The following is a 26,754-nucleotide window of genomic DNA, read 5'->3' on the forward strand; positions in this document are numbered from 1 at the left end:
GTGCTATTAATGGTGGACTAATGCTCACTTATGAGGGCGAATAGCACCATCGCGCACCAGTTCACGCGGTAAGCTGTTTTTTATTCTGCTGCCGATGCGTTTTGCCAGCCCAAGTGGCTGATTCTGCCAGGTCACGATGCATTCATCGTGGGTTGGAGAGTCGGGCGGGTAAATATCCACGCCCCGGAACCACGCCTGTGCCAGCTCATCGTCAATGGCAAATTGGCTATCGCCAGAGCCTGTGGTCAGCGCGACAACGGCTTCATGCTGCCAGCGGAAGCCTTTGGAGAAACGCTCGGCCAGCTTCATGCCAATCCTTGAAAAACGCACTTTGCCGAATAGCGGCTCGAGCACGCGCGGGAAAAGCCACAGCTCTTTATCTCGCTCCCAAATGGCCATCTCATGGTCGGACCAAACAATGCCGGACTTTTGCGCTGCGGCGACCACCTCGGCGCTCTCTTTGCGCGACAGGGGGAAGAAGGGGAATTTCCCCACTTTGTAGCCCGGCGTTGGCAGGCGGTCAATCGAAGCCGTTTTGCGCAGACGTGCAACGAAAAAGCCTTCGCTGTCATAAACTTGTGGGAAAACGTGCAGATACCCCTCGGCGGTCAGCGCCTTCTGCGCGCCGTCGAACAGGTCGGCCAGCGACTCGACTTCCACGGCATCTGGATATTCATCCAACAGCCATTGGCAGACCTGCTGATTTTCCTGCGCGTTCAAGGTGCAGGTGGAATAAACCAAGGTGCCGCCCGGCTTAAGGGCGTGGAAGGCGCTGTTAATCAGTTCGCGCTGGGTGGCGGCAATCTCGACAACGCTCTCTGGTGACCAGTTACTCATGGCATCCGGGTCTTTACGCACCACGCCTTCGCCCGAACAGGGAGCGTCGAGCAAGATGGCGTCGAAGGTTTCTGGCAGCGCCGCACCAAACACCCGTCCGTCGAAATGGGTGAGGGCGGTGTTTGCCACGCCGCAGCGGCTGATATTGGCATGCAGAACCTTCACCCGGCTGGCGGAATATTCGTTGGCGACGATGCCGCCCTGATTATTCATTAACGCGGCGATTTGCGTGGTTTTGGAGCCGGGCGCAGACGCCACGTCCATCACCAGCGTCGGCTGGGTGTCGTTGGCAAACAGGGCAGTAACCGGCAGCATGGAGCTGGCTTCCTGAATGTAAAACAGCCCGGCGAGGTGCGCCAGCGCGTTACCCAGACGGGTTTCATCATCGCCCTGACGGACAATCCAGAAGCCTTCGGCGCACCAGGGCACCGGCGTCAGCTCCCACTGGTAGCTGGCTGCCAGCGCAAGGAAGTCGTCGACGCTGATTTTTAGCGTGTTAACCCGCAGGCTGGGGCGCAGCGGCTGATTACAGGCGGCAATAAAGTCGTCCATGCTCAGAGAGGCTGGCATGATTTCACGGGTTGCATCAAGGAACGCGGGTGGCAATTTCGCCACAAATTGAGTTGGTTTGGACAAAGGAAGGTCTCGTCGCAGAGGAAACGGAAAATCAAATTGGCGCAAGTTTACCATGTTCCGACGAGGCGCGGTGCAGCAACAAAAAGGCCACCCGAAGGCGGCCTTATCACATCACGCGGCGAAACTTAGTTTTTCGGGATCGCCGTGCCCCATTTCTGCCAATCTTTCGGCTCTTCGGGATTAAGCAGGAAGTGGCGGCCCGCTCCGGCTTTTGGTGCCACCGGCGTGGACGGCGGTGTAGCGAAGGCAATACCGCCGCGAATGAACTGCTGGAAGGTGCCGCTTTTCAGCATTCCTCCTGTCAGCCCAAACTGCAGGTTATAGCCCGAAGCCAGCCAGAACACGCTGTTGTCGCGCACCAGATACTGATACTTCTTGCTGATACGCAGCGTGACGTTAACCCGGTCAGCCATCGCGCCCAGATAGAAACCGGTCACGGTGCCCACTTCGATACCGCGGAACAGCACTGGCGTGCCGATTTGTAGCGAACCTACCTCGGCAGCATCCATCACGATGCCCAAGCCATCGGTGTAACGGGAATCGGTGATGGTCGATTCTTGCAGGTCGAAGGTGCGCGAGGCCGGGCCTTTGCCTGCTTCCACATTGATGTAAGGCTGCAATAGGGTGTCGAGATTGCTAACCCCGCCGGCGGAAATTTCCGGTGAAACGATAGAGAATCGCGTCCCCATGCGGGCGAAGGTGTCGACATACTCAGGGTAGAGCACGGCTTTGGCTGAGACTTGATTCAGTTTTGACTCGAGCTTCAGCGACTCAACCTGACCAATGTTGATACCTAGGTAGCGAATTGGCATTCCGGCAGAGAGCTTGCTGGCGTCGTAAGTATTCAGTGTGATTTGGCTGCCTACGGCGCGCGCGGCGGTTTCTGACTCATACAATACGCGTTTCGCGCCTTTGCTCAGCGTGACGCCTTCATTGTTATCGAAGCTGATCGCACCTTTCAGCGCGCGGTCGAGCGGCGAAGCTTGGACGGTCAATCCGCTGCCATTCAGCTGTACTTTCGCGCCACCCTCGGCCCAGAAAATACTCTTGTCAGTGAGTAACTTACGGTATTCAGGGCGGATATAGACGTCGATGTCAAAGTCGTTGGCTTTTGGCGTGACATCCACAATTTGCCCAACCTGGAATTTGCGATACAGCACCACGGAACCTGCCTGCACGTCCGGCAGGCTCTTGGCGGTGAGCGTCAGCGTGGCGCCCGGCTGCTCCCCTTGAATGCCTTCGGCGGCTTTTTCAGCGTTACTGAAGAGCGGGTATTTTTTCGCCGGCTCGCCTTTACCGCCCGGAATAATGCGCACGCCGCCGTCAACCCACTCTTGGGCACTGGCGCCTAGCACTTCCATGCCGTCGATGCCTAATTTGACATCAACGCGGCTGTTGACCACGAATTTACTGTCTTTGTGCAACAGGCCTTTGTATTCAGGCTTTATCGCGATGTTAAACACAATCCCTTCATCGGTCATTTTGCGGTCAAGGATTTGGCCGACGGCGATGCCGTGAAGTATCACCGGCTGCCCGGCATCAATACCAAAGGTTTCTGGGGCATTAAGCTGAATTTGCAACACGCCCGGGTCTTGCAGCAGGCGCTGATTGCTGTCGAGCACGGTGAAGTGCTTCTGCGGCTGGCCTTCGCCCGGGATCAGCTCCAGCGTGTTGCCGGTCAGCAGTTGGCTCAGCTTGGCATTGCTCAGGCTGATTTTCGGGCTATTCATCTCAATGCGCGTGCCGGTGCGCATCATGTCAATCACCGACGGATCAACCGTGAGTTTCCCCGTTACCTTGTTGTCTGGTTGAAGGGTCACTTTGGTCAGGGTACCGACTTGCAAACCCTGGTACATCAGTGGGGTGCGGTCCTCTTTCAGCCCGTCGCCGTTGGGTAAGTCGAGGTCGATCTCTACCCCGCGCTGGCTCTGCGCCAAATCAGGGTATAGCTCGTAGGACTGCTCTTGTTTGGCCGAATTGCCATCAATCGGCGAGTCGAGTGCGATAGCTCCGTTGACCAGCGCGGCGAGGCTTTCCATCTCAACTTTCGCGCCGCTGAGGCTGAAATCGCCTTTAAAGCCGGAGACATTCCAGAAGCGGCTGGTGTCTTTCACCAAATGGGCGAAACGGCGCTCAATCAGAACGTCGATAGTGACGCCATCGTTTCCGGCTTCGATATCGTAATCATAGACTTTACCCACCGGAATTTTACGGTAGTAAACCAGCGAGCCGTTGCTCAGGGAGCCAAGATCCCGCGCGTGGAGATGAATCATCAACTCGCCGGTATTCAGGCGATATTTCGGCTGCGTATCCAGCGCGACGAAGTGATCTTTCTCTTTACCGCTGCCCGGCATCATGCCGATGTAGTTACCGCCAACTAAGGCATCCAGACCAGAAACCCCGGCCAGTGAGGCCTTAGGCGTGACCAGCCAGAACTGGGTGCCATCGCGCAAGGAGTCCGACAGGTCGCTCTTGATGCTGACCTTGACCATAATGGTGCGCAGGTCTTTGCTCAGACTGATTGACTCGACGGTGCCGACTTCCACCCCCTGATAGCGCACAGGGGTTCGCCCCGCGACAATCCCGGCGGCAGACTGGAAATCAATGGTAACGGTGGTGCCTCTTTCCTGATAGTTGCTGTAGATAAGCCAGCCCGCTATCAATAAGGCAATAAAAGGCAGAAGCCAGAAAGGCGATATCCGGCGTCTGTTTTTAACCCGCGCTTCAGTCGGTGTATTCGGCGTTTCCTGTTGCATGTGCATCCCAAATCAAGCGGCTATCAAGCCATTCTACGGCAAGTATTGTAAGGATCACGGAGGTCCCAAAGAAGAAGGCCGCCGGTCCCATTGTAAATGACAACAGTTGGTCACGGTTAACCAACGACATCATCAAGGAAATGACAAACAGATCAAGCATCGACCAGCGACCAATCCAGGTCACTACCCGCAGTAAGCGTATCCGCGTTTTCAATCCTTGAATCGCCTTAAAATGAATACTCAACAGTAAAGTCAGCATCACAATAACCTTGGTGAAAGGTACCAGAACGCTGGCAATAAAGACGATGGCGGCAATCGGCACGTTACCGGAGGTCGCCAGTGAAACCACGCCGGAGAATATCGTGTCTTCGGTGCGTTGCCCATTGAGATAAATAATCGAAATCGGCATCAGGTTCGCCGGCAACAGGAACACCATGGCGGCAATCAGCGCCGCCCAGGTCTTCTGCAGGCTATGTTTGTAACGCACCGTCATCGGCACGTGGCACCTCGGGCAGCGGCCTTTGTTATCGGCGTGGCCGGTAAATTTGCACGACAGGCAGAGCTTAAAGGTGGAGGGCTGACCTTTCGGGCGCGGCTGCGGATAGAACTCCTCCCAAAGCTGCTCGATATTCAGGTTGATCAGCGTCATCGTCACCAGCACGGTCATCATTAGATAAGCCAGCAGCGCCGGGCCAACGTCGATGTCGGCGTACTCTTTCACTTTGATGCTAGCCACCGCCATGCCGACCAGATAGATGTCGAGCATCACCCAGTCTTTAAGCCTATCGAGCATCAATAGCACCGGCTTGAGGTTCATCCCCAAACGGCTGCCAAAGTGCAGATAAAGGATAGAACCGGCTAAAGTGACCGGCGCGCCAATGGTACAGAAGGCGACCATGCTGGCGGTAAGCGGCGAGCCTTGGCTCGACATCTGCCAGATACCTTCGAACAGGCTGGCATCAATGCGGGTCCCCAGCAGACGGATGCTGATTAATGGCTCGGTGAAGGCGAACGGCATCAGCACCAAGATGCTAATGGCGATAATAATGAGACGCGACAGGGAGCAGACCCGGCCTTTTTCCACCTTGGCATTGCAGCGCGGACAATGCGCAGTTTGCGTTTTCTTCAGGTCAGGAATAGAAAAGAGGTAATCGCATTCATTACAACGCTGATAGCGTGCCTGCGGTAAAGGTCCTGACAATGTGCGTATTTTCATAGAGCCTGAGTGTAGATTTGCCTGTTGTTATCATTGTACTTACCCTGAAATGCTCTACAGGGCAGGGATGTTAAGATCTGTCAGGTATTTTTAACAAAATAACGTATTATGCGGTCGGCAAACAGTCATTGTAGGTCAGTCTTTTTGAAGTGACATAGGATTAACCTTGTTCAGATGAGTATTTAATGCTTATTTTATAGGGGTTAAGCACAACATATCGGCTGACTGCCCTTGGGTCATTATTGGTTATTACATGAATAAACAAGAATTCTACGCGGAATTAAAACGTGATCTGAACGCGCTTATCGCCGGAGAGAACAATTTTATTGCTACTCTGTCGAATGCCAGCGCCTTACTTTATGAGCGTCTTGAAGGGGTTAACTGGGCTGGATTCTATCTTATGGATGGTTCCACACTGGTGCTTGGACCTTTTCAAGGCAAAATTGCCTGCGTGCGCATCCCGGTAGGAAAGGGCGTTTGTGGGACTGCCGTGGCTGAAAATGCCGTGCAGCGCGTCGGTGACGTGCATGCGTTCCCCGGACATATCGCCTGTGACGCAGCAAGTAACGCAGAAATCGTCTTACCGATTAGCGTTAATGGCACAGTGATTGGCGTCCTGGACATCGATAGCACCGTCTATCAACGCTTCGACGAAGCGGATGAACAAGGGCTAACAGAGTTAGTAGCCGGGCTTTGCCAGCATCTGCAAAACAGCGATGCAGCAAAATATGTCAATCTGATCGCAAGTTGATCTACGGATAACGTGGCATTTAACGGTGGCGTCATTATAATGACGCCTGTTCATGCCTGCGCCGGTTGGCAAACCCGTTGTAATCAGGAAATTTCATGGAAAATCAACCTAAGTTGAACAGTAGTAAAGAAGTCATTGCCTTTTTGGCCGAGCGTTTCCCGCTCTGTTTTAGCGCCGAAGGCGAAGCTCGTCCTTTAAAGATCGGTATTTTTGCGGATTTGGTCGAGCGCGTGCAAGGCGAAGAGAATCTGAGTAAAACTCAGCTGCGCTCTGCTCTGCGTCTATATACCTCAAGCTGGCGTTATTTGTACGGCGTTAAAGTTGGCGCACAGCGCGTTGACCTTGACGGTAATGCATGTGGTGAGCTGGAAGAACAGCACGTCGAACATGCCCGTAAACAATTAGAAGAAGCGAAAGCTCGTGTTCAAGCACAACGTGCTGAACAACAGGCTAAGCGTCGTGAAGCGGGTGAAGCCGAACCACGTCGTCCACGTCCGGCTGCTAAAAAACCTGCGCCGCGCCGTGAAAACGCGCCTGCTGCTGTAGCTGGTCAAGAAAATCGCAAACCACGTGCACCTCGCCCACCGCGTGAGGAAAAACGTGAACCGCGTCAGGTGCCAGTCACAGATATCTCAAAACTGCAAATTGGCCAAGAGATCAAAGTGAGAGCCGGTCAGAGTGCTATGGACGCCACCGTTTTGGAAATTGCCAAAGACGGTGTTCGAGTTCAGCTCTCTACGGGTCTGGCGATGATCGTGCGCGCAGAACACTTGCAGTTCTGATACGGAGGCCAACTCAGGCATGAACAAATTTGTCAGATTAAGCGTTATTGCAGGTCTTTTGTTGTCAGGAGCCAGTCTGGTTAACACCAGTTATGCGAACGATAGTGCCCCGGTGACTATCGACCAGCTCAAGCAACTGACACAAGAGCCTCAGGACGCAACGGTAAGCGAGCGTGTTACGGCACGCTTTACCCGTTCGCATTATCGTCAATTTGACCTTAATGCAGATTTCTCCGCTAAGATTTTCGACCGTTACCTCAACATGCTCGATTATGGCCATAACGTTTTGATGGCCTCCGACGTAGCTCAGTTCGCTGATAAACGCAGCACGCTGGGTGAGGAACTCAAAACGGGTCAACTGAATACGCCTTACGCGCTGTTCAATCTGGCTCAAAAACGCCGTTTCGAACGCTATACCTATGCGTTGGAAGTGCTGGCGCGCCCAATGAATTTCACGGGCAACGACACCATCAATCTTGATCGCGCAAAAGCCCCTTGGCCGAAAGATAAAGCCGAGTTGGACAGTCTGTGGGATGCCAAAGTCAAATATGACGAGCTGAACCTCAAGCTGACCGGGAAGACCGATCAGGAAATTCGTGATGTGCTGACGAAACGCTATCGTTTTGCGATGAAGCGTCTCACCCAGAGCAACAGCGAAGATGTTTTCCAGTTGGTGATGAATGCCTTCGCGCATGAAATCGACCCACATACTAACTATCTGTCTCCACGCAGCACCGAGCAATTCAATACTGAAATGAGCCTGTCTCTGGAAGGTATTGGTGCGGTGTTGCAAGGCGACGATGATTACACCGTGATCAACTCGATGGTAGCAGGCGGCCCGGCGGCCAAAAGCAAAGCTATCGCAGTGGGTGACCGTATCGTCGGCGTTGGACAGGTAGCCACCAGCAAAGGCGTGGTTGATGTGATTGGCTGGCGTCTCGACGACGTCGTCGCTCTGATCAAAGGCGCGAAGGGCAGTAAAGTTCGTCTCGAAATCCTGCCTGCTGGTAAAGGTACCAAAACCCGTACTGTTATTTTGACCCGCGAGAAAATCCGTCTGGAAGACCGCGCCGTTAAGATGACAATCAAGAAAGTTGGAAACGAAAAAGTCGCCGTGATGGATATCCCGGGCTTCTACGTTGGCCTGACTGATGATGTCAAAGTGCAGCTGCAAAAAATGGCCAAGCAGGATGTCAGCAGCCTGGTTATCGATTTGCGTACTAACGGCGGCGGTGCATTGACCGAAGCCGTGTCCCTGTCTGGCCTGTTTATTCCAAGCGGCCCGGTCGTGCAGGTGCGTGATAACAATGGTCGCATTCGTCAGGATAGCGATACCGACGGCGTTGTTTACTACAAAGGCCCACTGGTGGTGCTGGTTGACCGCTTCAGTGCCTCTGCGTCAGAGATTTTTGCCGCTGCAATGCAGGATTACGGCCGTGCTCTGATTGTGGGTGAACCGACTTTCGGTAAAGGTACTGTGCAGCAATACCGTTCTCTAAACCGTATTTATGACCAGATGCTGCGCCCTGAGTGGCCTGCGCTAGGCTCTGTTCAGTACACCATTCAGAAGTTCTATCGCATCAACGGCGGCAGTACTCAGCGTGAGGGCGTAACTCCTGACATTCTGATGCCTACCGGGATTGAAGCGATTGAAACAGGCGAGAAGTTTGAAGATAACGCCTTGCCGTGGGATAGCATCAGTGCTGCCACCTACACCAAGACCGGCGATCTGAAACCTTTCGTTCCTGAACTGCTGAAAGATCACGATGCACGTATCGCCAAAGACCCAGAGTTCCAGTACATCCAGCAAGATATCGCGCGCTACAAAGCGTTGAAAGACAAGCGTGATACCGTCTCTCTGAACTACGCCCAGCGTGATAAAGAAGACAAAGAGGATGATGCAACGCGCCTGGCTCGTCTGAACGAACGTTTCAAACGTGAAGGTAAGAAGCCGCTGAAATCTTTGGATGAGTTACCTAAAGATTATGTCGCTCCAGACCCTTACCTTGATGAAGCTGACAACATTGCCGTTGAACTGGCTAAGCTACTGAAAGAGCAGGGCGACAAAGCCCCCGCTGCCAGCAAATAAGTCCTGACTTCGGTCGACACGAAAAGCGCACTCCGGTGCGCTTTTTTATTGCCTGTGATCCAGCGACGGGGCGAGCCGCAGCGAACCCGTGGCGCTGTGAATATGCACAATTGTGGATAAATAAATGAGAGCAAACGCTGCAATTTGTAAAGTATTGTGATTTTAGGGGCATAACGGCGCCCGACTCTTGAATCTGCACCATAAGCCCATAGGATCTAGGCAGGTCGATGAGTTTTGTCGATTTTCACCTGACAATAAAAAACGAAACAACAATGAGGAAGTGACATTTTATGATGCGTATAGGGTTGTTCCTGTTAACTAACCTGGCGGTCATGCTGATTTTCGGTCTGGTGCTGAGCCTTACGGGCATTCAGTCAAGCAGCGTGCAAGGTCTGATGATCATGGCCGGTCTGTTCGGGTTCGGTGGCTCCTTCGTATCCTTACTGATGTCTAAATGGATGGCGTTACGTTCGGTTGGCGGCGAAGTCATCGAACAGCCGCGTAACGAAACCGAGCGCTGGTTGGTTGAAACCGTGCGTCGCCAGTCTCAGCAGGCAGGCATTGCCATGCCACAGGTGGCGATTTATCACGCGCCGGACATCAACGCCTTTGCTACCGGCGCACGCCGTGACTCATCTCTGGTTGCCGTCAGTACCGGCCTGCTGCAAAGCATGAGCCAGGACGAAGCCGAAGCGGTTATCGCCCACGAGATCAGCCATATTTCCAACGGCGACATGGTCACCATGACGCTGATTCAGGGTATCGTGAATACCTTCGTTATCTTTATTTCTCGCCTGATTGCTCAGGTGGCGTCTGGTTTCCTTTCCGGCAACCGTGATGGGGAAGAGAGCAACGGCGGTAACCCGATGATTTACTTCGCGGTTGCCACCGTGCTTGAACTGGTATTCGGTATCTTGGCCAGCATCATTACTATGTGGTTCTCGCGTCACCGTGAGTTCTACGCCGACGCCGGTTCCGCTAAACTGGTTGGCCGGGAGAAGATGATTGCCGCGCTGCAGCGTTTGAAAACCAGCCATGAGCCGCAAGAGGCGGGTAGCATGATGGCGTTCTGCATTAACGGTAAATCCAAGTCGTTCAGCGAGCTGTTCATGTCGCACCCGGCATTGGATAAGCGTATCGAAGCGTTACGCAGCGGCCAGTACATTAAGTAATAACTCTTGGTGACTCGCTAAAGAAAAACCCGGCTCAAATGGCCGGGTTTTTTTATGTCTGCGAATTGTTGAACCTGCACGGTTAAGATTTCTCAGCGGCTTCCTTCTGACTGGCCGTTTGCTGGGTCATACGCATAAAGCTGACCAGCGCGCCGCCGCCCGCCAACGTTCCTGCAAGGATCAGCGAGGCGTGAGTGCCGTGGTCGGGGAATAGGTTGAACATCAACGCTACCAGCGCCGCGCCGGTGGTCTGCCCCAGCAGACGCGCCGTGCCCAGCAGCCCACTTGCCCCGCCGCTGCGGTTGCGCGGCGCAGAGGTGATAATGGTGTGGTTGTTTGGCGACTGGAACAGACCGAATCCGGCACCACAGATAAACATGCGCCACACGATATTCAGATTAGACGGGTCATGTGGCAGAAGTGAGAGCGAATAAAGGCCGAATGACAGTACAATCAGCCCGATACCGCCGAGCATCCCCGGATGGAAACGTTCCACCAGTCGGCCAGAAATTGGCGCCATCACCATAGTGGCCAGAGGCCAAGGGGTGAGCAGCAGGCCGGTAGAGACGGAATCCAGCCCCAGCGTATTTTGCAAGAAGAACGGCAGCGACACGAAGGCCAGCATCTGCGCGCTGAATGAGCACAGCGAGGTGCCGAGCGACATAGCGAAAATCGGAATGCGCAGTAAATCGACCGGCAGCAGTGGGAAAGGGCGCGACAGCTGGCGGCGCACGAAAAACCAGCCGATGATCATCATCGCCACCACTTCAGCCAGCACCAACAGGCGATTTTGCCCCTGAGCGAAGCCGCTGATGGCGGTGATCAGCAGACCGAAGGTCAGGGCGTTCATCAGGCTACTGGTGAAGTCGAAACGCTGGCCCTGACTTTTGGTGCTGTTGGCTGGCAGGAACTTCAGCCCCAGCGCCAGCGCGGCGATACCAATCGGCAGGTTGATGGCAAACAGCCACTGCCACGAGGCAATAGACAGAATACCCGCCGCCACGGTTGGCCCGGCCGCCGAAGAAACCGCCACGATCAGCGCGTTGATCCCCATTCCTCGCCCGAGAAAGCGCTGCGGGTAAATAATACGGATTAGCGCAGTGTTAACACTCATGATCGCCGCCGCACCAAACCCCTGCAATATGCGCGCGATGGTCAGGGTGGTCAGCGAGTCCGACAGGGCGCAAAACAGCGATGTAATGCTGAAGACCAGTAATCCGGTCTGATAAATACGGCGATAGCCAAAAATATCCCCCAATGACGCCAACGACAGCAGCGAGATCGTTACTGCGAGCTGGTAGGCATTGACCACCCAAATTGAGGACGCCGGGCTGGCATTCAAATCTTTCGCAATGGTCGGCAGTGCGACATTAGCAATCGCGCCATCCAGCACGGAAACAGTAATGCCGAGAGCGATAGCCAGAATCGCCCCATAGCGTTGAGGAACGGGAAGCCCGTCATTTGGCGTGAGTGTCATGAATGAGTGTCGGCATTAGGGGTAATAATAAGAGGAAATATTATCACGCTAATGACTCTGTAGTGCCAACCGCGATTATTATGAATCCTTAGTAATATTGTAAGAAAAGTTATGAAATATTTAGCGCCAAACCTCAGCTTTTCTTCTGGATGATTGCGGTTGTTAAAAGCTTGCCATTATAATGAAAACTGTGTTCTATTTTTTTTGAAACAAAACTAAAGCGGGCAGGTAAGAGAGTTATGGCTAACGCAGATCTTGATAAACAACCGGATTCCGTCTCCTCAGTTCTGAAAGTTTTTGGCATTTTGCAGGCGCTGGGAGAAGAAAGAGAGATTGGTATTACTGAACTTTCGCAACGCGTGATGATGTCGAAAAGTACCGTCTATCGCTTTTTGCAGACGATGAAATCGCTAGGTTATGTGGCTCAGGAAGGCGAGTCTGAGAAATATTCTCTCACCTTGAAGTTATTTGAGCTGGGCGCGAAGGCGTTGCAGAACGTCGATCTTATTCGTAGCGCGGATATTCAAATGCGCGAGCTGTCTCGCTTAACCCGCGAAACCATTCATCTCGGCGCACTGGATGAGGACGGCATTGGCATCGTTTATATTCATAAAATCGATTCCATGTACAACCTGCGCATGCATTCTCGCATTGGTCGCCGCAACCCACTGCACAGCACCGCCATTGGTAAAGTGCTGCTGGCGTGGGGTGAGCGAAGCGAAGTGGATTCATTGTTGTCAGAAATGGAATTTACCCGCAGTACCGAAAACACGCTGCTTGATGCAGACGCGCTGCGTAACGCGCTGGTGAAGGTTCGCGAGCAGGGCTTTGGCGAAGATATTGAAGAGCAGGAGCAGGGGCTGCGTTGTATCGCCGTGCCGGTGTTTGACCGTTTCGGCGTGGTGACGGCTGGTTTAAGTATCTCCTTCCCGACCATTCGTTTCTCTGAAGAGAGCAAAAACGATTATGTCAGCATGCTGCATACTGCGGCGCGCAACATCTCCCAGCAACTGGGCTACCACGACTACCCGTTCTAATCCGCTGGCTCCCCTTACTCGTGCTAAACCAGGTTAGGGGAGACGGCCACCCACTAGGCAAATTAAGTTAAGTCAGAGAGCTTACGCCCGGCGTCGATCAGCTCTTTCAGCAGCATCTGGCGGCGCTCCTCTGGCGTGTCGCGACTGACCATAAAGCAGATGGCGGCCACCGCCTGCCCCCCGCGAGAGCGAATTGGCGCGGCCATGCAGCAGGTAAAGCTCTCTGATAGGCCTTCCGTCATGCAGTATCCCAAATGCCCCGCGTAGTGGATCTCGTTGAGAAACGTCTGTTTATCCAGAATCTGACCATTGGCGAGCTGGTAGTCTTCTTCCGGGATCAGCTTGAGAATATCGCTATCCGACCAGTTGCTCAGCAGCAAGCGCCCGGTCGCTGTCCAGGTAATGGGCACTCGCACGCCGATATCTGAGGTGATTTTGAACGGATGCGCGTTACTTTCTGAGAGCACCACGGTGTATTTATTGCCTTCCAACATACAGAGTTGAACGGTTTCTCCATGGCGCGCCACAATCTCTACCATCAACTGATGAGCCCGGCGGATCAAGTCATTGTGCGCCATGTAGTCTGCACCGTAATAGTGCATCTCGCGGCCGAAAAATACCGCGCCGTCGGCATCTAACTCCAGTAGGCCAGCGTCACCCAACAGGCTCACTAAGTCATAGACGCTCGAGCGTGGAGCCCCGGTCGCTTCAATCAGATCCCGCATCGCCATGGGCCTGCCGGCAATATGCAATTGGCGAAAAATATCGATAACCCTGTCAACACCGCGCGCCCGCGATACTTTCTCATCTGGCATAAGCCAACTCCCCTGTGGTAATGGTGCGGACGGAATATATTCAACGCATCATACACGGCCCAATGAATTTAACCCATCCCCAGCGTTAAAGAATTAATCCTGATATCTATTTAAAGAGAAATAACCTGTTCTATTTTGGTGCCCCACTTTAGCGCGCTGCAATTAATGGCGGCAGAAGAAATAAGATAAAGATCACATTCTCATCCAAAGGCGCAGTGTGAAAGTTTTATTTATGAGACTCAGAACACATCGCCGAAAACTAATTAATCCAGTGCATATTGCAAAAGCTCATTTCCTATGCAAATCTGAGCTCGTCCGGTATCAGAGATTGATGTCCGGTATATCGGACAGTTGATGTGCCGATGCAGGCACAGCATTTTCCCACACAGGAGCAGTAATGCATGGCGATTAAACGTTACGGTGTAGAAGGTGGAACAGGCACTGGCGGCCAGAAACTCCCCTTCGCACGGGCCGTAGAGGCCGATGGCTGGTTATATATCTCCGGCCAGACGCCGATGATTGACGGCGAAGTCGTCGAGGGTGGCATCATTGAACAGACCCAACTGGCCTTCGACAACTGCTTAACCATCATGCGCGAAGCGGGTTATCAGGTAGAGGATGTGGTGCATGTCACGGCGGTATTAACTGACGCGCGCTATTTCAGTTCATTTAACAAAGTATTTAGTGAGATATTTAAAGGTCATCCTCCAGCCCGTATTTGTAGCGTTCAAGATTTAGTTGTGGACTGTAAAGTAGAAGTCGATATGAAATGCTTCCGCTCTGATCGTAAATAATTATTTCAATTAAATTTGGCTATCGATTTATTTAATACTACGACCGCACCGGGACAGTATTTATTCTCACCTGCTTTTCATTTTTCTGTGAAATTATTTTTCATATCAGTCTCCATTTATATAAAGAGAGAAAAAATGAATACAACATCGCTGAAAGTAAGTGTCAAAGCCGCTGCCACCACCTTGGCATTGCTCATTCTGGCAGGCTGTACGCCGACCGACGATAAAAAAGCAGCCGGCGCTGCGCCACAATCCGCCCTGCAAACCGTCCTTCAGCGCGGCACGCTGCGAGTTGGCGACTGCCTGAGTTTCGCGCCATTCGGTTTCTACGATAAAGATAATAACCCGGACGGCTATGACGTTGATTTAGCCAAAGCCCTCGCCAAAGAGATGGGCGTTAAGCTGGAAATGGTCAATACCACCAGCGCCAACCGAATTCCAAATCTGCAAACCAATAAAGTCGACGTGGTGTTCTGTAACTTCACGCGCAACCTTGATCGCGCTAAAGAAATTACCTTCACCAACCCTTACGTGGTGGCGAGCGAGGCAATGTTGGTGCGCAAAAATAGCGGTATTCAATCTGCCCATGATATGGCGGGTAAAACTATCGCGACGGTGAAAGGCTCAACCAACGGCGATGAAGTGCGCAATCTGGGTATTAAAGTCAATATCCAGGAATATGACTCCTCGCAGGCTGCCATTCTGGCGGTGAAACAGGGTCAGGCCGACGCCATGATTGAAGATAACAACTTCCTGGCGTATCAGGCCAAGCTCGACCCAACCCTGGCCGTGACCAATGAGGCGCTGGTGCCTCTTGAGTACAACGCCTTTGCCGTGAAACAGGGCGATCAGGTGTGGGCTAACTATTTGAATGAGTTCCTCTTCGAGATTAACGCCTCTGGCGACAACGCCACGCTGTATCAGAAATGGTTTGGCAGCAAACCTCGCTACCCGCTGAACCCACAATATTGATAGTAAAGGGCGCGGCAGCTGATGCCGCGCCACTCGAAGGAGTAGGACCATGAGTTATCAATGGCTGACCCTGTGGCGCTATGGCGATACGTTTCTTTCCGCCGCGTGGCTGACCCTGCAAGTCACTATTATCGCCTTTGCGCTGGCCTTAGCGCTGGGACTTATCTCGGCGTTGGCGAAGTCATCCCGTCTGGCGGTGGTGCGCTGGATAAGCCACTGCTATGTCGAATTTATCCGTAACACGCCGGTGTTATTGCAGATATTCATCATTTTCTTCGGCCTGCCTTCCATGGGCATCACCATGAGTGCCTTCACCGCAGGCGTATTGGCGCTGGGGATTAACGTCGGGGCTTATCTTTCAGAAACCTTTCGTGCGGGTATTCAGTCAGTGCCGAAAGGTCAGCTAGAGGCCGCGTGGGTGCTGGGTATTCCGAAAAGTCAGGTGTTTATCAGCGTGGTGCTGCCCCAGGCCGCGCGGGCAGTATGGCCAGCCATCATTAACAACCTGATCCAGCTGCTGCTGGGTACTTCGCTGCTGTCGGCCATCGCGCTGCCGGAACTGACCGGCACGGCCACGGTGATTAACGCCCGCACGTTGCTCTATATCCAGACCTTCAGCATCGTGACGGTCATCTATCTACTGTTTAGCAATATTTTCTCGTGGCTTGGGAGTGTGGCGGGGCGGAAGTTATTCCATCCGGCGCTGGTGACCTCGAGTAAAAGAGCCGCATGGTGGCAGCCGATGAAATGGCTGACCCCTACAGCGAAAGGAGGGAAAACCTCATGAGCGATTTAATCACCAGTTCTCTACCCATCTTGCTGCAAGGCTTGGGGATCACTTTAATGCTCTCGGTGGCGGCCATTATCGGCAGCACCTTGCTCGGCCTGCTGGCGGCGGTATTGCGCACCAGTAATCTGCCGATAGCCAAGCAGATCGCCGTGCTCTATACCGAGCTGTTTCGCGGCACGCCGGTGCTGATAACCCTGATGTTTATCTATTTTGGCGTGGCCTACTTCGGCTATGACATCAACCTGTTCGCGGCGGGCATTCTGGGCCTGAGTATTTACCAAGGGGCTTATATCGCCGAAGTGTTTCGCGGCGGGATTGAAGCCGTGCCGAAAGGCCAGTGGGAAGTCTCATGGATCCTCGGCCTGTCGAAACGCCAAACCTTTATGAGCGTGGTTCTGCCACAAACCCGTGGCATCGTGCTGCCGCCGCTCGTCGGCCAATATCTGTCTCTGATTAAAGATACGTCGATTGTCAGCATGATTGGCATGTCCGAGCTGATGCACCAAGGTCAGGCGATTGTCGACCGCATCGGCCAGCCGGTGGTGATTTACGGCCTTGTTTCCTTGCTCTATTTCGCGGTCTGCTTCCCGCTTTCGCGTTGGGTTCAACATCATCAAACCAGGAGTCAGTTATCATGAGTAAACCCGCCATTACGCTGAATAATGTGACGAAATCGTTCGGCTCTACCCAAGTGCTGAAAGAGATCAGTCTGGACGTCTCACTGGGCGAGGTGCTGGTGCTGATTGGTGCTTCTGGCTCCGGAAAAAGTACCGTGCTGCGCATCATGAGTGGTCTGGAAACCGCCGACAGTGGCGAAATCTGGGTCAACAATGTGCCGCTGCATGACAAGAAGCGCTCCCGCGAGATCTGCGGCCACGTCGGCATGGTGTTCCAGCAATTCAACCTGTTCCCACACAAAACCGCGCTGGGCAATGTCACGCTGGCGCTGATTAAGGCGCAAAAGCTCTCCGTGGCCGAAGCCAACAAGCGCGGCATGGCGGCGCTGGCGCGCGTCGGTCTGTCCGAGCGTTCACACCATTATCCGGCCCAGCTCTCCGGCGGCCAGCAGCAGCGCGTGGCGATCGCCCGTGCGCTGGCGGTCGAACCCAAAATCATGTTCTTCGATGAAGCCACGTCGGCACTCGACCCAGAGCTGGTGGGCGAAGTCATGGAAGTGATGCGCAGTCTGGCCCGCGAGGGCATGACCATGGTGGTGGTGACCCATGAGATGGGCTTTGCGCGTAAAACCGCCGACCGCGTGGTGTTTATGGACCAAGGGGGGATTGCCGAGCAGGGCACCCCGGAGCAGATTTTTGTTAATCCACAAAATCAGCGTACCCAGCAATTCTTATCCCGCGTGCTTGAGCACTAATCGGAGGAAGCATGTCTGTTCAATTTCCATTGCGGGCCGACGGCCAGCTTGACCCACAGCAGGCCGCTCCGCGCTTTAAATCAGTAGCGGGCGCGGGCGATGCCCCTCTGCCACAGGGCACCGCGGTATTAAGTAGCGATAAGGTCTTTTCGCCGCTGATGATCATGAAGCAGTCGGCGTTAGAAAATAATTTGCGCCAGCTGGCGGCTTTCTGCCGGGAGAATGGCGTGACGCTGGCGGCGCACGGCAAAACATCGATGTCGCCGTGCGTGCTTCGCCGCGCCATTAGCGAAGGCGGGGCTTGGGGGCTGGGGGCGGCAACCCCGGCTCAGGTGCGCGCACTGCGCCAGTTCGGTATTCGCAACGTGTTTTTAGCCAATGAGCTGGTGGACCCGGCGGGGATCCGCTGGATCGGCCAGTGGCAGCAGGATCATCCCGACCACGGCTTCCTCTGTTATGTCGATTCGCTACAAGGCGTGAAGCTGCTGGAGCAGAATCTGGGTGACAGCCAGATCTCCGTGCTGTTGGAGATGTCAGTCAGCGGCGGCCGTACCGGCTGTCGGTCGCAGGAGGAGGCAGTTAGCATCGCCGAAGCCATTGCTGCCAGCAGCCAACTGCGGCTGGTCGGCGTGGCGGGGTATGAAGGCGCACTGGGCGCAGGGCGCGACGCGGCGGGCATTGCGCGAGTGAACGCCTATTGCGAAATGATGATCGCCACGGCGGCGCGATTGGCCGACAAGCAGCTGTTCGCCAGTGACAACATTATTCTTAGCGCGGGGGGCGGGGCGTGGTTTGACGTGGTGACGTCCTGCTTCACGGCGGCCAGCTTGCCTCTGCCGATCACGCCGCTGATCCGCTCGGGTGCCTACATGGCCCACGACAGCGGACTCTATTCGCGCATAGCGCCCTTTGCCCAGCCGGGCGCAACCCACCATTTCGAAGCGTCATTGGAAATCTGGGGCAGGGTGCTGTCTCGCCCCGAGCCGGGACTGGCTTTTGTGGATTTTGGCCGTCGCGACGTGCCTTTTGACCAAGATTTGCCAAACCCGCTGTGGATCCGCAATACCGACGGCAGCGAGCCGCGCGCGGCCAGCCATTTGACTATCAGTGACGTGAACGACCAGCATGCCTATTTGCTGCTGCCGGAGGATGAGAAGCTCCAGCCGGGAGATTGGGTCGGGTGCGGCATTTCCCATCCATGCACCGCCTTTGATAAATGGCGCTACCTGCCGCTGGTGGATGACAACTACTGCGTCACGGATGCGCTGGAAACCGCGTTTTAAGCACTAAGTGTCTGAAATACAAAAAGGCCGCAACGTTATCCGTCGCGGCCTTTTTTATGGGGCTAGTGGGTCAATACTGAATTAGCGATGAGCCAGTTCGGCGTTCTCATCGGCGTCCAATACGGACTTATCAGTCTGGCGCAGCAACTGGCTGGTGATGGTACCGGCAGTCATTGAGCCGCTGACGTTCAGCGCGGTACGACCCATATCAATCAACGGTTCGACTGAAATCAGCAGGGCAACCAGCGTTACCGGCAGGCCCATCGCTGGCAGCACGATCAGCGCCGCGAAGGTTGCACCGCCGCCCACGCCAGCAACACCGGCAGAGCTGAGGGTCACGATACCGACGAGGGTTGCGATCCACATTGGGTCAAACGGGTTAATGCCCACGGTTGGCGCAACCATCACCGCGAGCATGGTCGGATAGAGACCCGCACAGCCGTTTTGACCAATGGTGGCACCAAAGGACGCCGCGAAGCTGGCGATTGATTCAGGAATACCCAGACGACGCGTTTGCGCTTCAACGCTCAGCGGAATAGAAGCAGCGCTAGAACGGCTGGTGAAGGCAAACGTCAGCACCGGCCATACTTTGCGGAAGAATTTCGCTGGGTTAATGCCGGTGAAAGAGAGCAGCACCGCGTGAACCACAAACATAATGGCCAGACCCAAATAGGAGGCCACCACGAAGCTACCCAGCTTCACGATATCCTGCACGTTAGAGCCGGCAACCACTTTGGTCATCAGGGCCAGCACGCCGTATGGAGTCAGCTTCATTACCAGACGAACCAGTTTCATCACCCAGGCTTGCAGAGTGTCGATGAACGCCAGCACGCGCGGGCCTTTCTCTTGGTCATCTTTAACCAGTTGCAGGGCAGCAACGCCAACAAAGGCAGCGAAGATAACCACGCTGATGATCGACGTCGGGCTTGCGCCAGTTAAATCGGCAAACGGGTTTTTCGGAATGAAGGACAGGATCAGCTGCGGCATGGTCAAGTCAGCGACTTTACCCACATAGTTGCTTTGCAGCGCAGACAGACGAGCCGTTTCTTGAGCACCCTGCACCAGACCGTTCGCGGTCAGGCCGAACAGGCCGGTGACAAACACACCTACCAAGGCTGCGATAAGCGTGGTGAACAACAGCGTGCCGATAGTCAGGAAGCTGATTTTACCCAGTGAAGAGGCGTTATGCAGCTTGGCAACCGCACTCAGAATGGACACAAATACCAGCGGCATAACGATCATTTGCAGCAGCTGCACATAACCATTCCCGACGATATTGAACCAGGTAATAGAGGTTTTCAGTACTGGGTTGTCAGAGCCGTAAATCAGCTGTAATGCCAGACCAAACACTACGCCAATCACCAAACCGACCAGTACTTTTTTTGCCAGACTCCACTGCTTGTGGCGGGTTTGCGCCAAAAGTAGAAGGAGGGCGACGAAGACCACCACGTTAATCACGAGCGGAAGATTCATACCCAGATCTCCAAATTTCTAATTATGTTTTGCTTTTTGATGTCCCCAATGCGGGGAATGCACCATCCCATAGCGTTGGGGCATAGAATAACAGTTCATTTGGAGGGGGATTTATATCCAAAAAGAATGCTTTATAACTTTATGAGCTAAAAACGGCTTAAATATGCCTTTTGCGGTTGTTTTATGCGCGATTTTAGGTGATCAGGTTCAATAATTTGCTAAATGACTCCGGCTTGATTGCACCAATAATGGGCGTCCAGTCGGGCCAGAACAGGGTGAAGCCCACCAAGAGTAAACATAATGTGCGCTCCAGCTGGTTGCCTTTCTGGCTATTGATCAGCGGCAGGCGAAAACGCCAGCGGCAAGGCCACAGCAGAGGTACTCCGGCAGGGGTCAGCATGTCCGCCAGTATATGGCTGAGGTAGCCTATAATCATGCCGTGGAAGGCGTCGATAGGGATCACCCAATCATGAGGGAAATGGGTACGCATCAGGAAAATGCCGCCGACCACCGCCAACAGGCTATGGGTGAACCCCCGATGCCCAAAGACTCGGGCAATGGGCGCGGAAACCCACTTAAGCCGCTGGCCTATTAGCGATTTTGGGTGATCAATGTCGGGCAGCAGTGACGTCAGCAGCGAGGCTGGGATAATATGCCACCAGTCCCCGTGCGCCAGCTCTGGAGAGAGCTGCGCTTTTTTGGCGAATACCGCACAGGCGATTGAAAATATGAGATGGCCTTCCGCCGTCATGACGCTTCCGAACTTAATAACTGTTATTTTATCCAGTATAAGTGAAACTGTCACAATCAGGGAAGAGTTACCCTGTAACGAATTGTCAACTATTTGATATATAATAAAAAAGACGCCATTTTAGGCGTCTTTTTAGTGCGAATCTCAGAGATTAACGCGCCAGCCAGCCGCCATCAACCGCCACGGTGTAACCATTCACGTAGTCAGAGGCTTTTGACGCCAGGAAGACCACCGGCCCCATCACGTCCTCGGGCACACCCCAGCGGCCCGCCGGAATCCGCTCCAGAATCTCTTTACTGCGACCTTCGTCGGCGCGCAGCTGCTCGGTGTTGTTGGTCGCCATATAGCCCGGCGCAATGGCATTCACGTTGATGCCGTGCTTGGCCCACTCATTAGCCATCAGGCGAGTGATCCCCATGACCGCGCTTTTTGACGCCGTGTAGGACGGCACGCGAATACCGCCCTGATAAGAGAGCATGGAGGCGATATTAATGATTTTGCCGCCGTGTCCCTGTTTGATGAACTGGCGCGCCACGGCCTGCGACATAAAGAACAGCGTCTTACTGTTGACGTTCATCACGTCATCCCAGTTCTTCTCGCTGAACTCGATGGCGTCTTCGCGGCGAATAATCCCGGCGTTGTTGACCAGAATATCCAGATGCCCGAACTCGCCGACGGCTTTTTCAATCAGCTCCGGGATACCTTCGATGCTGCCCAGATCGGCGCGAAGATCCAGAAAACGGCGGCCCAGCGCCGTCACTTTTTCGGCGGTTTCATCGGGTGAACTCAGATTGACGCCGACAATATCACAGCCCGCCTGCGCCAAACCTATCGCCATACCCTGTCCAAGCCCGGTATTACAGCCGGTCACTAGCGCGACTTTTCCTGCCAAATCAAATGCATTAAGGATCATAGTCTTTTCTCTTTTAACAACGGCGCTCGGCCGAAAGATATCTCTGCTGGCCGATTAGCGCAGTTCGCTGACCTTCACGTGGTCCATGTCATCAAATACCTGATTCTCACCCACCATGCCCCAGATAAAGGTATAGCGCTTGGTGCCCACGCCGGCGTGAATCGACCAACTTGGGGAGATCACGGCCTGTTCATTGTGCACCAGCAGATGACGCGTCTCCTGCGGCTGGCCCATCATGTGGAATACGGCGGTTTCTTCGTCCATATCAAAGTAGAAATAGACTTCCATCCGGCGCTCGTGGGTGTGGCAGGGCATGGTGTTCCACAGGCTGCCTTGCTCAAGCTTGGTCAGGCCCATGGTCAGCTGGCAGGTTTCCAGCACGTCAGGAACGATAAACTTATTGATGGTGCGACGGTTGCTGGTGGCCGGGTCGCCGATGGTCTGCGGAGAAGCCTCGGCCAGCGTGATTTTCTTGTTCGGAAAGGTGGTGTGGGCCGGGGCGCTGTTGTAATAGAACTTGGCAGGCTTGGCCGGGTCGAGGCTGCTGAACTCAACGTTTCGCGCCCCTTTGCCGACATACAGGGCTTCTTCGTTACCAATCTCATAGGTGGTGCCATCGACCACAATCAGGCCCGGACCGCCAATGTTAATCACCCCAAGCTCTCGGCGCTCAAGGAAATAGCTCACACCAAGCTGCTTGCCCACTTCGTCACCCACCGACACCTTGGCATCAATCGGCATCACGCCGCCGACAATAATGCGGTCGATATGGCTGTACGTCATGGTGTAGTTGTTTTTTTCGAAGATTTTCTCAATCAGAAATTCGCGACGTAATCCCGCGGTGTCGAGCTGTTTGGCGTGGTCGCTATGGATGCTTTGACGGACTTGCATGTCGGTGCCTCTCGTGCGTGGTAAGTGCAATGAAGGAAGGAGTTGTCGGCGCTGACTGAGGTGACGCGTGGCAGTGACATCACCACAAAGATCAAATCGCCGGCTCGTCCTTGGTCTGTGCAGCATAAAGTCATTGGCATATGAATTCAATAAAAATGAAATGATGTTTTATTTATTTTATGAGGGAGGTCAAGATTATCGAAACTGATCCTCGAGCCTTAGAGAAGGGCGAGTAGAATGATTTTCAGGTTTGAGCCGTTAAGGCTCGCTTTCCCTCTTTAATTCCTACCAAAAGGCGCTGCGATGAAAACGTTCTTTATAGATGAAGAAACCCCATGGGAAGAGCTTGGGCACGGCGTGAAACGCAAAATCATGACCTGGAGCGATGACCTGATGATGGTCGCGGTGCACTTCGACAAAGGGGCAATTGGCGTGGCGCACAAGCATGATATTCATGACCAGATTGCTTATGTGGCGGCGGGCAGCTTTGAAGTGGAGATAGAAGGCGAGAAGAAGATCCTGGGCGTCGGGGATGCGTACCGGGCGGTGAAGCACGAGATGCACGGCGTGGTGGCGCTTGAGCAAGGCAGTGTGCTGATTGACACCTTTTCACCCAAGCGCGCGGACTTTCTGTAAAACTATAATATTTAGCGAATATGCTCGGCGCGCAGCTGCTCAAGGGAGGAGAGTTTAATGTCAGCCAGCGCCCAGCGCGGGTCTTCACTGAACTCATGGTCTGGCACCACGATAGATCGCATGCGGGCGGCCTTAGTGGCAATCATGCCATTAAAGGAGTCTTCCAGCGTGACGCAGTTCAGCGGGTCAACCTGCAACTGGCCGGCTGCCTGAATATAGACTTCAGGGTGCGGCTTGCTGTAAGGCAGGTGCTCGGCGGAGGCGCGGATTTGGAAGTAGCCGGTAAGGTTAAACATCTCTAGCACTTTATCCAGCATGTGCAGCGGAGAAGCCGAAGCTAAACCAATTTTCAGCCCCTGATCGCGGCACAGCTCTAAGGCGTGGGTGACGCCGGGCAGCAGCGGGCGGGTCTGTTCCACCAGTTCGATGGCGCGAGCAATCACGCGCTGCGTCACTTCCTCCTGCGTCGGCCCCTGCCAAGGCATGGCCTGATACCACATCCGCACTACCTGATCGATGCGCAAACCCAGCGTGTCAGGCAGCAAATGGCGCTGCGACAGGTCTAATCCCAAATCGCCAAAAATATCCAGCTCGGCCTGTGTCCACAGGGGTTCAGAGTCGATCAGCAGACCATCCATATCAAATATTGCCGCAGCAATAGGACGCGAGTACGCCATTGTTTTTCTCTCCATGGTTGAGGTTTTCGCCACTCTATCACTCGTTGGCTCAGGGCAGAAGTCAGATACATCGCGCCCGGTAAACGGAAATATTGTCTGACTTTGTGTCTAAGCCATTAAAACAGTGGGCGACACTCCTAATCTGCGGGTAGACTTAGTCGATATCTGAGACGTCTTCACAAGGGGAATTCATGACGTATCAACAGGCCGGGCGCGTTGCCGTACTAAAGCGGATCTTGGGTTGGGTGGTTTTCATTCCCGCATTACTGTCGACCATCATTTCATTGCTGAACTTTGTCTATGAGCACAGTAAAGCCCAGCAGGGGATTAACGCGGTGATGTTGGATTTCGTCCATGTCATGGTCGATATGGTGCGTTTCAACACCTCGTTCTTGAATATGTTTTGGTACAACTCGCCGGTTCCGGTGCTCGGGCAGGGCCTCACCACGGCTAACATCGTGTTCTTTATTATCTACTGGCTGATTTTTGTCGGTCTGGCGCTACAGGCTTCAGGTGCGCGCATGTCACGCCAGGTTAAACATATTCGCGAAGGCATTCAGGATCAGCTGATTTTGGAGCAGGCGAAAGAGGGCGAAGGGCGCACTAAGCAGCAAATCGAAGAGCGCATCGTCTTACCGCGACACACGATTTTTGTGCAATATTTCCCACTTTATATCCTGCCGATTATTCTGGCAGTGATTGCCTATTTCATTCTCAAATTATTAGGTTTAATTGCCTGAGAATTAATTCGCAAGGTCAGTATTAAGCGGCAAACAATGAGCCTGAATCCGTCATAGATTCAGGCTCTTTTATTATGCCCCGTCGCTCTGCATTAATCGTTCAATTGCCCGTTGCGCCACCACCAGATGTTGACCGCCAAAAAGATTACTGCGATTGAGCAGATAATATAATTGGTAAACCGGCTGGCGAAGGGTGAAATCGTCGGGAAGGGGAGTACGGCTTTGATATCCATCGTAAATATAGCTGGGGACATTGGGATATAAAGGCAGCATGGCAAAATCGCATTCGCGATCTCCCCAGTAGCAGGCCGGGTCGAAAATTACCGGGCCACCCTCGGATAAAGCGCAGTTGTGCGGCCACAGGTCGCCGTGCAGCAAAGAGGGCTGCGGCTGGTGGTTATGCAGCCGGGCGCGAACCTTTTCCGTAATATCTTCGATATTGCCAAACACCATGCCTTTCTCGGCGGCTAGCTGTAACTGCCAGCCAATTCTCTGCTCGGCAAAGAAGCTCGACCAGCGTTTTTGCCAGCTATTGGGCTGGGGCAGTGTTGCCAGCTCGTTATCAAAATCAAGCCCGAACTGGAGTTGTTCGCTCCACTGGTGCAGGGCCGACAGCTGCTGGCCTAGCAGGTAAGCACTGTGCTGATCCAAGGGTTTAAGAGGGAGATATTCAAGTAAGAGGAAGCTGTAATCACGGTCGCTGCCCACGCCATACACCTCAGGCACTTTCACCGTTTTACTGCGAGCGAGTAAGGCGAGTTGGTCAGCCTCGGCGGCAAAAATGGGCAGCATCTCGCGTGAATTACATTTCACGAAGATATCCCTGTCTCCATAACTGAGTCGCCACGCTGGGTGGATTTCACCCCCGGGAAGCTCAACCCGTTCACGGATTTCGGCGCTACCAAGATGTTCACTTAACAAACGATTAACGGCTTGCCACATGGAATCACCCCTTCTGACTGGCCTGATTATTCATTAAGTTAGCGTCTTTCTCACTTGAAAAACCCGATCTGGCCCACAGCAAAATCAGGTTGTGAAGTAAATACGCGTGATCTGCTTCATCTATTTGTCACAAAGAGAATATGAAATTAGGAATTAGTGACGCTATTAGTGCATATATAAGCAGAATTATCTTATCGACTCTTTCCTAATACCTTTGTTTAACAGAACATTATTCAGCATAGACTAAAAATATATTCAGGTGTGCGAAGAAGATGTATATGCTGGCTTTCGTCAAAGTCGCGAGAGGCATAACGTGAAACCAAACATTCTTTATTTGATGGCCGCGCTTTTATTAGCGGGTTGCGCTAAAGAAACGCCGGTACAACGGACTCACTTTCTGAATCCGCCGGCCGCATTACCGGATACGTCCATGATGCATGAAGGACCCTACGGCAGTGTGATACACCAGGCGGCAAATACCTATGGTGTTGATGAAACATTGGTAAAGGCGATTATTCAGGTTGAGTCAGGTTTTAATCCGACGGTGGTCAGTAAGTCTAACGCGATTGGCCTGATGCAGTTAAAAGCATCGACGGCAGGGCGTGATGCTTACCGGATGAAAGGGCGCTACGGGCAACCCAGCACCCATGAGTTGAAAGATCCCGCGGTGAATATCGATTTAGGTACAGCTTACCTAAGCATGTTGCAGCAACAGTTGGCGGGTATCAGCGACCCACAAACGCGGCGTTATGCAACAACAGTGGCTTATGTAAACGGTGCAGGGGCACTACTGAGAACCTTCTCCAGCGACAGAACTTACGCTGTAGCCAAGATTAATCAGATGACGCCACAACAGTTCTACGAACACGTGCAGCAAAAACACCCAGCTCCGCAGGCCCCTCGCTACCTGTGGAAAGTGAACAACGCTTATCTGGCCATGAGATAAGCACTG

At 53.5% G+C, this 26,754-nt stretch carries 25 protein-coding genes; 14 read left to right on the top strand and 11 right to left on the bottom strand.

What is annotated here, in order from left to right:
- Positions 1–24 precede the first annotated feature (24 nt).
- From rsmF to yebS, 3 genes are all read right to left on the bottom strand, one after another.
- The gene (gene rsmF, locus SBO83_RS02900) at positions 25–1,473 is read right to left on the bottom strand and encodes a 16S rRNA (cytosine(1407)-C(5))-methyltransferase RsmF (RefSeq protein WP_396130394.1); all 1,449 of its coding nucleotides are present in this window, start codon (positions 1,471–1,473) and stop codon (positions 25–27) included.
- A 125-nt stretch (positions 1,474–1,598) separates the two neighbouring features.
- A complete protein-coding gene (locus SBO83_RS02905; protein WP_353502475.1) occupies positions 1,599–4,229 on the bottom strand; it encodes a PqiB family protein in 2,631 nt (876 codons plus the stop codon).
- Entirely contained in the window at positions 4,198–5,445 is a 1,248-nt protein-coding gene (gene yebS / locus SBO83_RS02910) for a membrane integrity lipid transport subunit YebS (protein ID WP_396130395.1), read from the bottom strand. Before yebS ends, SBO83_RS02905 begins: the two co-directional genes overlap by 32 nt.
- 253 nt (positions 5,446–5,698) lie before the next feature.
- Here yebS and SBO83_RS02915 point away from each other — a divergent pair, with 253 nt between their 5' ends.
- The 4 genes from SBO83_RS02915 to htpX all read left to right on the top strand — a co-directional run bounded on the left by SBO83_RS02915 (position 5,699) and on the right by htpX (position 10,239).
- Positions 5,699–6,196: a GAF domain-containing protein gene (locus SBO83_RS02915; RefSeq protein WP_185690162.1), complete on the top strand. Its 498-nt coding sequence runs from the start codon at positions 5,699–5,701 to the stop codon at positions 6,194–6,196.
- 95 nt (positions 6,197–6,291) lie between these two features.
- Positions 6,292–6,978 carry an RNA chaperone ProQ gene (gene proQ, locus SBO83_RS02920; RefSeq protein WP_034791228.1) on the top strand — a complete coding sequence of 229 codons (687 nt, stop codon included), beginning with the start codon at positions 6,292–6,294 and terminating at the stop codon, positions 6,976–6,978.
- Between the two features lie 19 nt (positions 6,979–6,997).
- Positions 6,998–9,067, top strand: coding sequence for a carboxy terminal-processing peptidase (gene prc, locus SBO83_RS02925; RefSeq protein ID WP_396130396.1), 2,070 nt, complete (start codon positions 6,998–7,000; stop codon positions 9,065–9,067).
- Between the two features lie 290 nt (positions 9,068–9,357).
- The gene (gene htpX, locus SBO83_RS02930; RefSeq protein ID WP_353502472.1) at positions 9,358–10,239 is read left to right on the top strand and encodes a protease HtpX; all 882 of its coding nucleotides are present in this window, start codon (positions 9,358–9,360) and stop codon (positions 10,237–10,239) included.
- A gap of 82 nt (positions 10,240–10,321) precedes the next feature.
- On the opposite strand, the gene SBO83_RS02935 is transcribed toward htpX, so the two are convergent.
- Positions 10,322–11,716, bottom strand: a complete 1,395-nt coding sequence (locus SBO83_RS02935; RefSeq protein ID WP_396130397.1) for an MFS transporter — start codon at positions 11,714–11,716, stop codon at positions 10,322–10,324.
- A 239-nt stretch (positions 11,717–11,955) separates the two neighbouring features.
- Here SBO83_RS02935 and kdgR point away from each other — a divergent pair, with 239 nt between their 5' ends.
- A complete protein-coding gene (gene kdgR / locus SBO83_RS02940; RefSeq protein ID WP_034791220.1) occupies positions 11,956–12,753 on the top strand; it encodes a DNA-binding transcriptional regulator KdgR in 798 nt (265 codons plus the stop codon).
- Between the two features lie 62 nt (positions 12,754–12,815).
- Here the strand turns inward: kdgR and SBO83_RS02945 are convergent, their stop codons facing one another.
- On the bottom strand, positions 12,816–13,568 hold the full coding sequence (locus SBO83_RS02945) for an IclR family transcriptional regulator (protein WP_353502470.1): 753 nt from the start codon (positions 13,566–13,568) through the stop codon (positions 12,816–12,818).
- A 401-nt stretch (positions 13,569–13,969) separates the two neighbouring features.
- Here SBO83_RS02945 and SBO83_RS02950 point away from each other — a divergent pair, with 401 nt between their 5' ends.
- From SBO83_RS02950 to SBO83_RS02975, 6 genes are all read left to right on the top strand, one after another.
- Positions 13,970–14,362: a Rid family hydrolase gene (locus SBO83_RS02950; protein WP_396130398.1), complete on the top strand. Its 393-nt coding sequence runs from the start codon at positions 13,970–13,972 to the stop codon at positions 14,360–14,362.
- Positions 14,363–14,497: 135 nt separating this feature from the next.
- Positions 14,498–15,334, top strand: a complete 837-nt coding sequence (locus tag SBO83_RS02955) for an ABC transporter substrate-binding protein (protein WP_353502468.1) — start codon at positions 14,498–14,500, stop codon at positions 15,332–15,334.
- A 49-nt stretch (positions 15,335–15,383) separates the two neighbouring features.
- Positions 15,384–16,121, top strand: a complete 738-nt coding sequence (locus SBO83_RS02960) for an ABC transporter permease subunit (protein WP_396130399.1) — start codon at positions 15,384–15,386, stop codon at positions 16,119–16,121.
- A complete protein-coding gene (locus SBO83_RS02965) occupies positions 16,118–16,762 on the top strand; it encodes an ABC transporter permease subunit (RefSeq protein WP_396130400.1) in 645 nt (214 codons plus the stop codon). Before SBO83_RS02960 ends, SBO83_RS02965 begins: the two co-directional genes overlap by 4 nt.
- On the top strand, positions 16,759–17,496 hold the full coding sequence (locus SBO83_RS02970) for an ATP-binding cassette domain-containing protein (RefSeq protein ID WP_396130401.1): 738 nt from the start codon (positions 16,759–16,761) through the stop codon (positions 17,494–17,496). The genes SBO83_RS02965 and SBO83_RS02970 overlap by 4 nt, the downstream gene beginning before the upstream one ends.
- 11 nt (positions 17,497–17,507) lie before the next feature.
- Complete coding sequence (locus tag SBO83_RS02975) at positions 17,508–18,779, top strand: alanine racemase (RefSeq protein WP_396130402.1); 1,272 nt, start codon at positions 17,508–17,510, stop codon at positions 18,777–18,779.
- An 81-nt stretch (positions 18,780–18,860) separates the two neighbouring features.
- Here SBO83_RS02975 and SBO83_RS02980 read toward each other — a convergent pair whose 3' ends face one another.
- The 4 genes from SBO83_RS02980 to kduI form a co-directional block, all read right to left on the bottom strand.
- Positions 18,861–20,252 carry a cation:dicarboxylate symporter family transporter gene (locus SBO83_RS02980; RefSeq protein WP_396130403.1) on the bottom strand — a complete coding sequence of 464 codons (1,392 nt, stop codon included), beginning with the start codon at positions 20,250–20,252 and terminating at the stop codon, positions 18,861–18,863.
- 193 nt (positions 20,253–20,445) lie between these two features.
- On the bottom strand, positions 20,446–21,003 hold the full coding sequence (locus SBO83_RS02985) for a metal-dependent hydrolase (protein WP_396130404.1): 558 nt from the start codon (positions 21,001–21,003) through the stop codon (positions 20,446–20,448).
- A 151-nt stretch (positions 21,004–21,154) separates the two neighbouring features.
- Positions 21,155–21,916, bottom strand: coding sequence for a 2-dehydro-3-deoxy-D-gluconate 5-dehydrogenase KduD (gene kduD / locus SBO83_RS02990; protein WP_353502461.1), 762 nt, complete (start codon positions 21,914–21,916; stop codon positions 21,155–21,157).
- Positions 21,917–21,970: 54 nt separating this feature from the next.
- Positions 21,971–22,807 (bottom strand): 5-dehydro-4-deoxy-D-glucuronate isomerase, encoded by an 837-nt coding sequence (gene kduI / locus SBO83_RS02995; protein WP_396130405.1) that lies wholly within the window; start codon positions 22,805–22,807, stop codon positions 21,971–21,973.
- 303 nt (positions 22,808–23,110) lie between these two features.
- On the opposite strand from kduI, the gene SBO83_RS03000 reads away from it, so the two are divergent.
- A complete protein-coding gene (locus SBO83_RS03000) occupies positions 23,111–23,443 on the top strand; it encodes a cupin domain-containing protein (RefSeq protein WP_034791198.1) in 333 nt (110 codons plus the stop codon).
- An 11-nt stretch (positions 23,444–23,454) separates the two neighbouring features.
- Here the strand turns inward: SBO83_RS03000 and hxpB are convergent, their stop codons facing one another.
- Positions 23,455–24,120, bottom strand: a complete 666-nt coding sequence (hxpB, locus tag SBO83_RS03005) for a hexitol phosphatase HxpB (protein ID WP_353502459.1) — start codon at positions 24,118–24,120, stop codon at positions 23,455–23,457.
- A 191-nt stretch (positions 24,121–24,311) separates the two neighbouring features.
- On the opposite strand from hxpB, the gene SBO83_RS03010 reads away from it, so the two are divergent.
- Positions 24,312–24,860, top strand: coding sequence for a YniB family protein (locus SBO83_RS03010; RefSeq protein WP_353502458.1), 549 nt, complete (start codon positions 24,312–24,314; stop codon positions 24,858–24,860).
- Between the two features lie 72 nt (positions 24,861–24,932).
- Here SBO83_RS03010 and SBO83_RS03015 read toward each other — a convergent pair whose 3' ends face one another.
- On the bottom strand, positions 24,933–25,802 hold the full coding sequence (locus SBO83_RS03015; RefSeq protein ID WP_353502457.1) for a fructosamine kinase family protein: 870 nt from the start codon (positions 25,800–25,802) through the stop codon (positions 24,933–24,935).
- Positions 25,803–26,115: 313 nt separating this feature from the next.
- On the opposite strand from SBO83_RS03015, the gene SBO83_RS03020 reads away from it, so the two are divergent.
- On the top strand, positions 26,116–26,748 hold the full coding sequence (locus SBO83_RS03020; protein WP_396130406.1) for a transglycosylase SLT domain-containing protein: 633 nt from the start codon (positions 26,116–26,118) through the stop codon (positions 26,746–26,748).
- Positions 26,749–26,754 lie beyond the last annotated feature (6 nt).

This window comes from Ewingella allii, from assembly GCF_044430645.1.
Taxonomy (GTDB): domain Bacteria; phylum Pseudomonadota; class Gammaproteobacteria; order Enterobacterales; family Enterobacteriaceae; genus Ewingella; species Ewingella allii.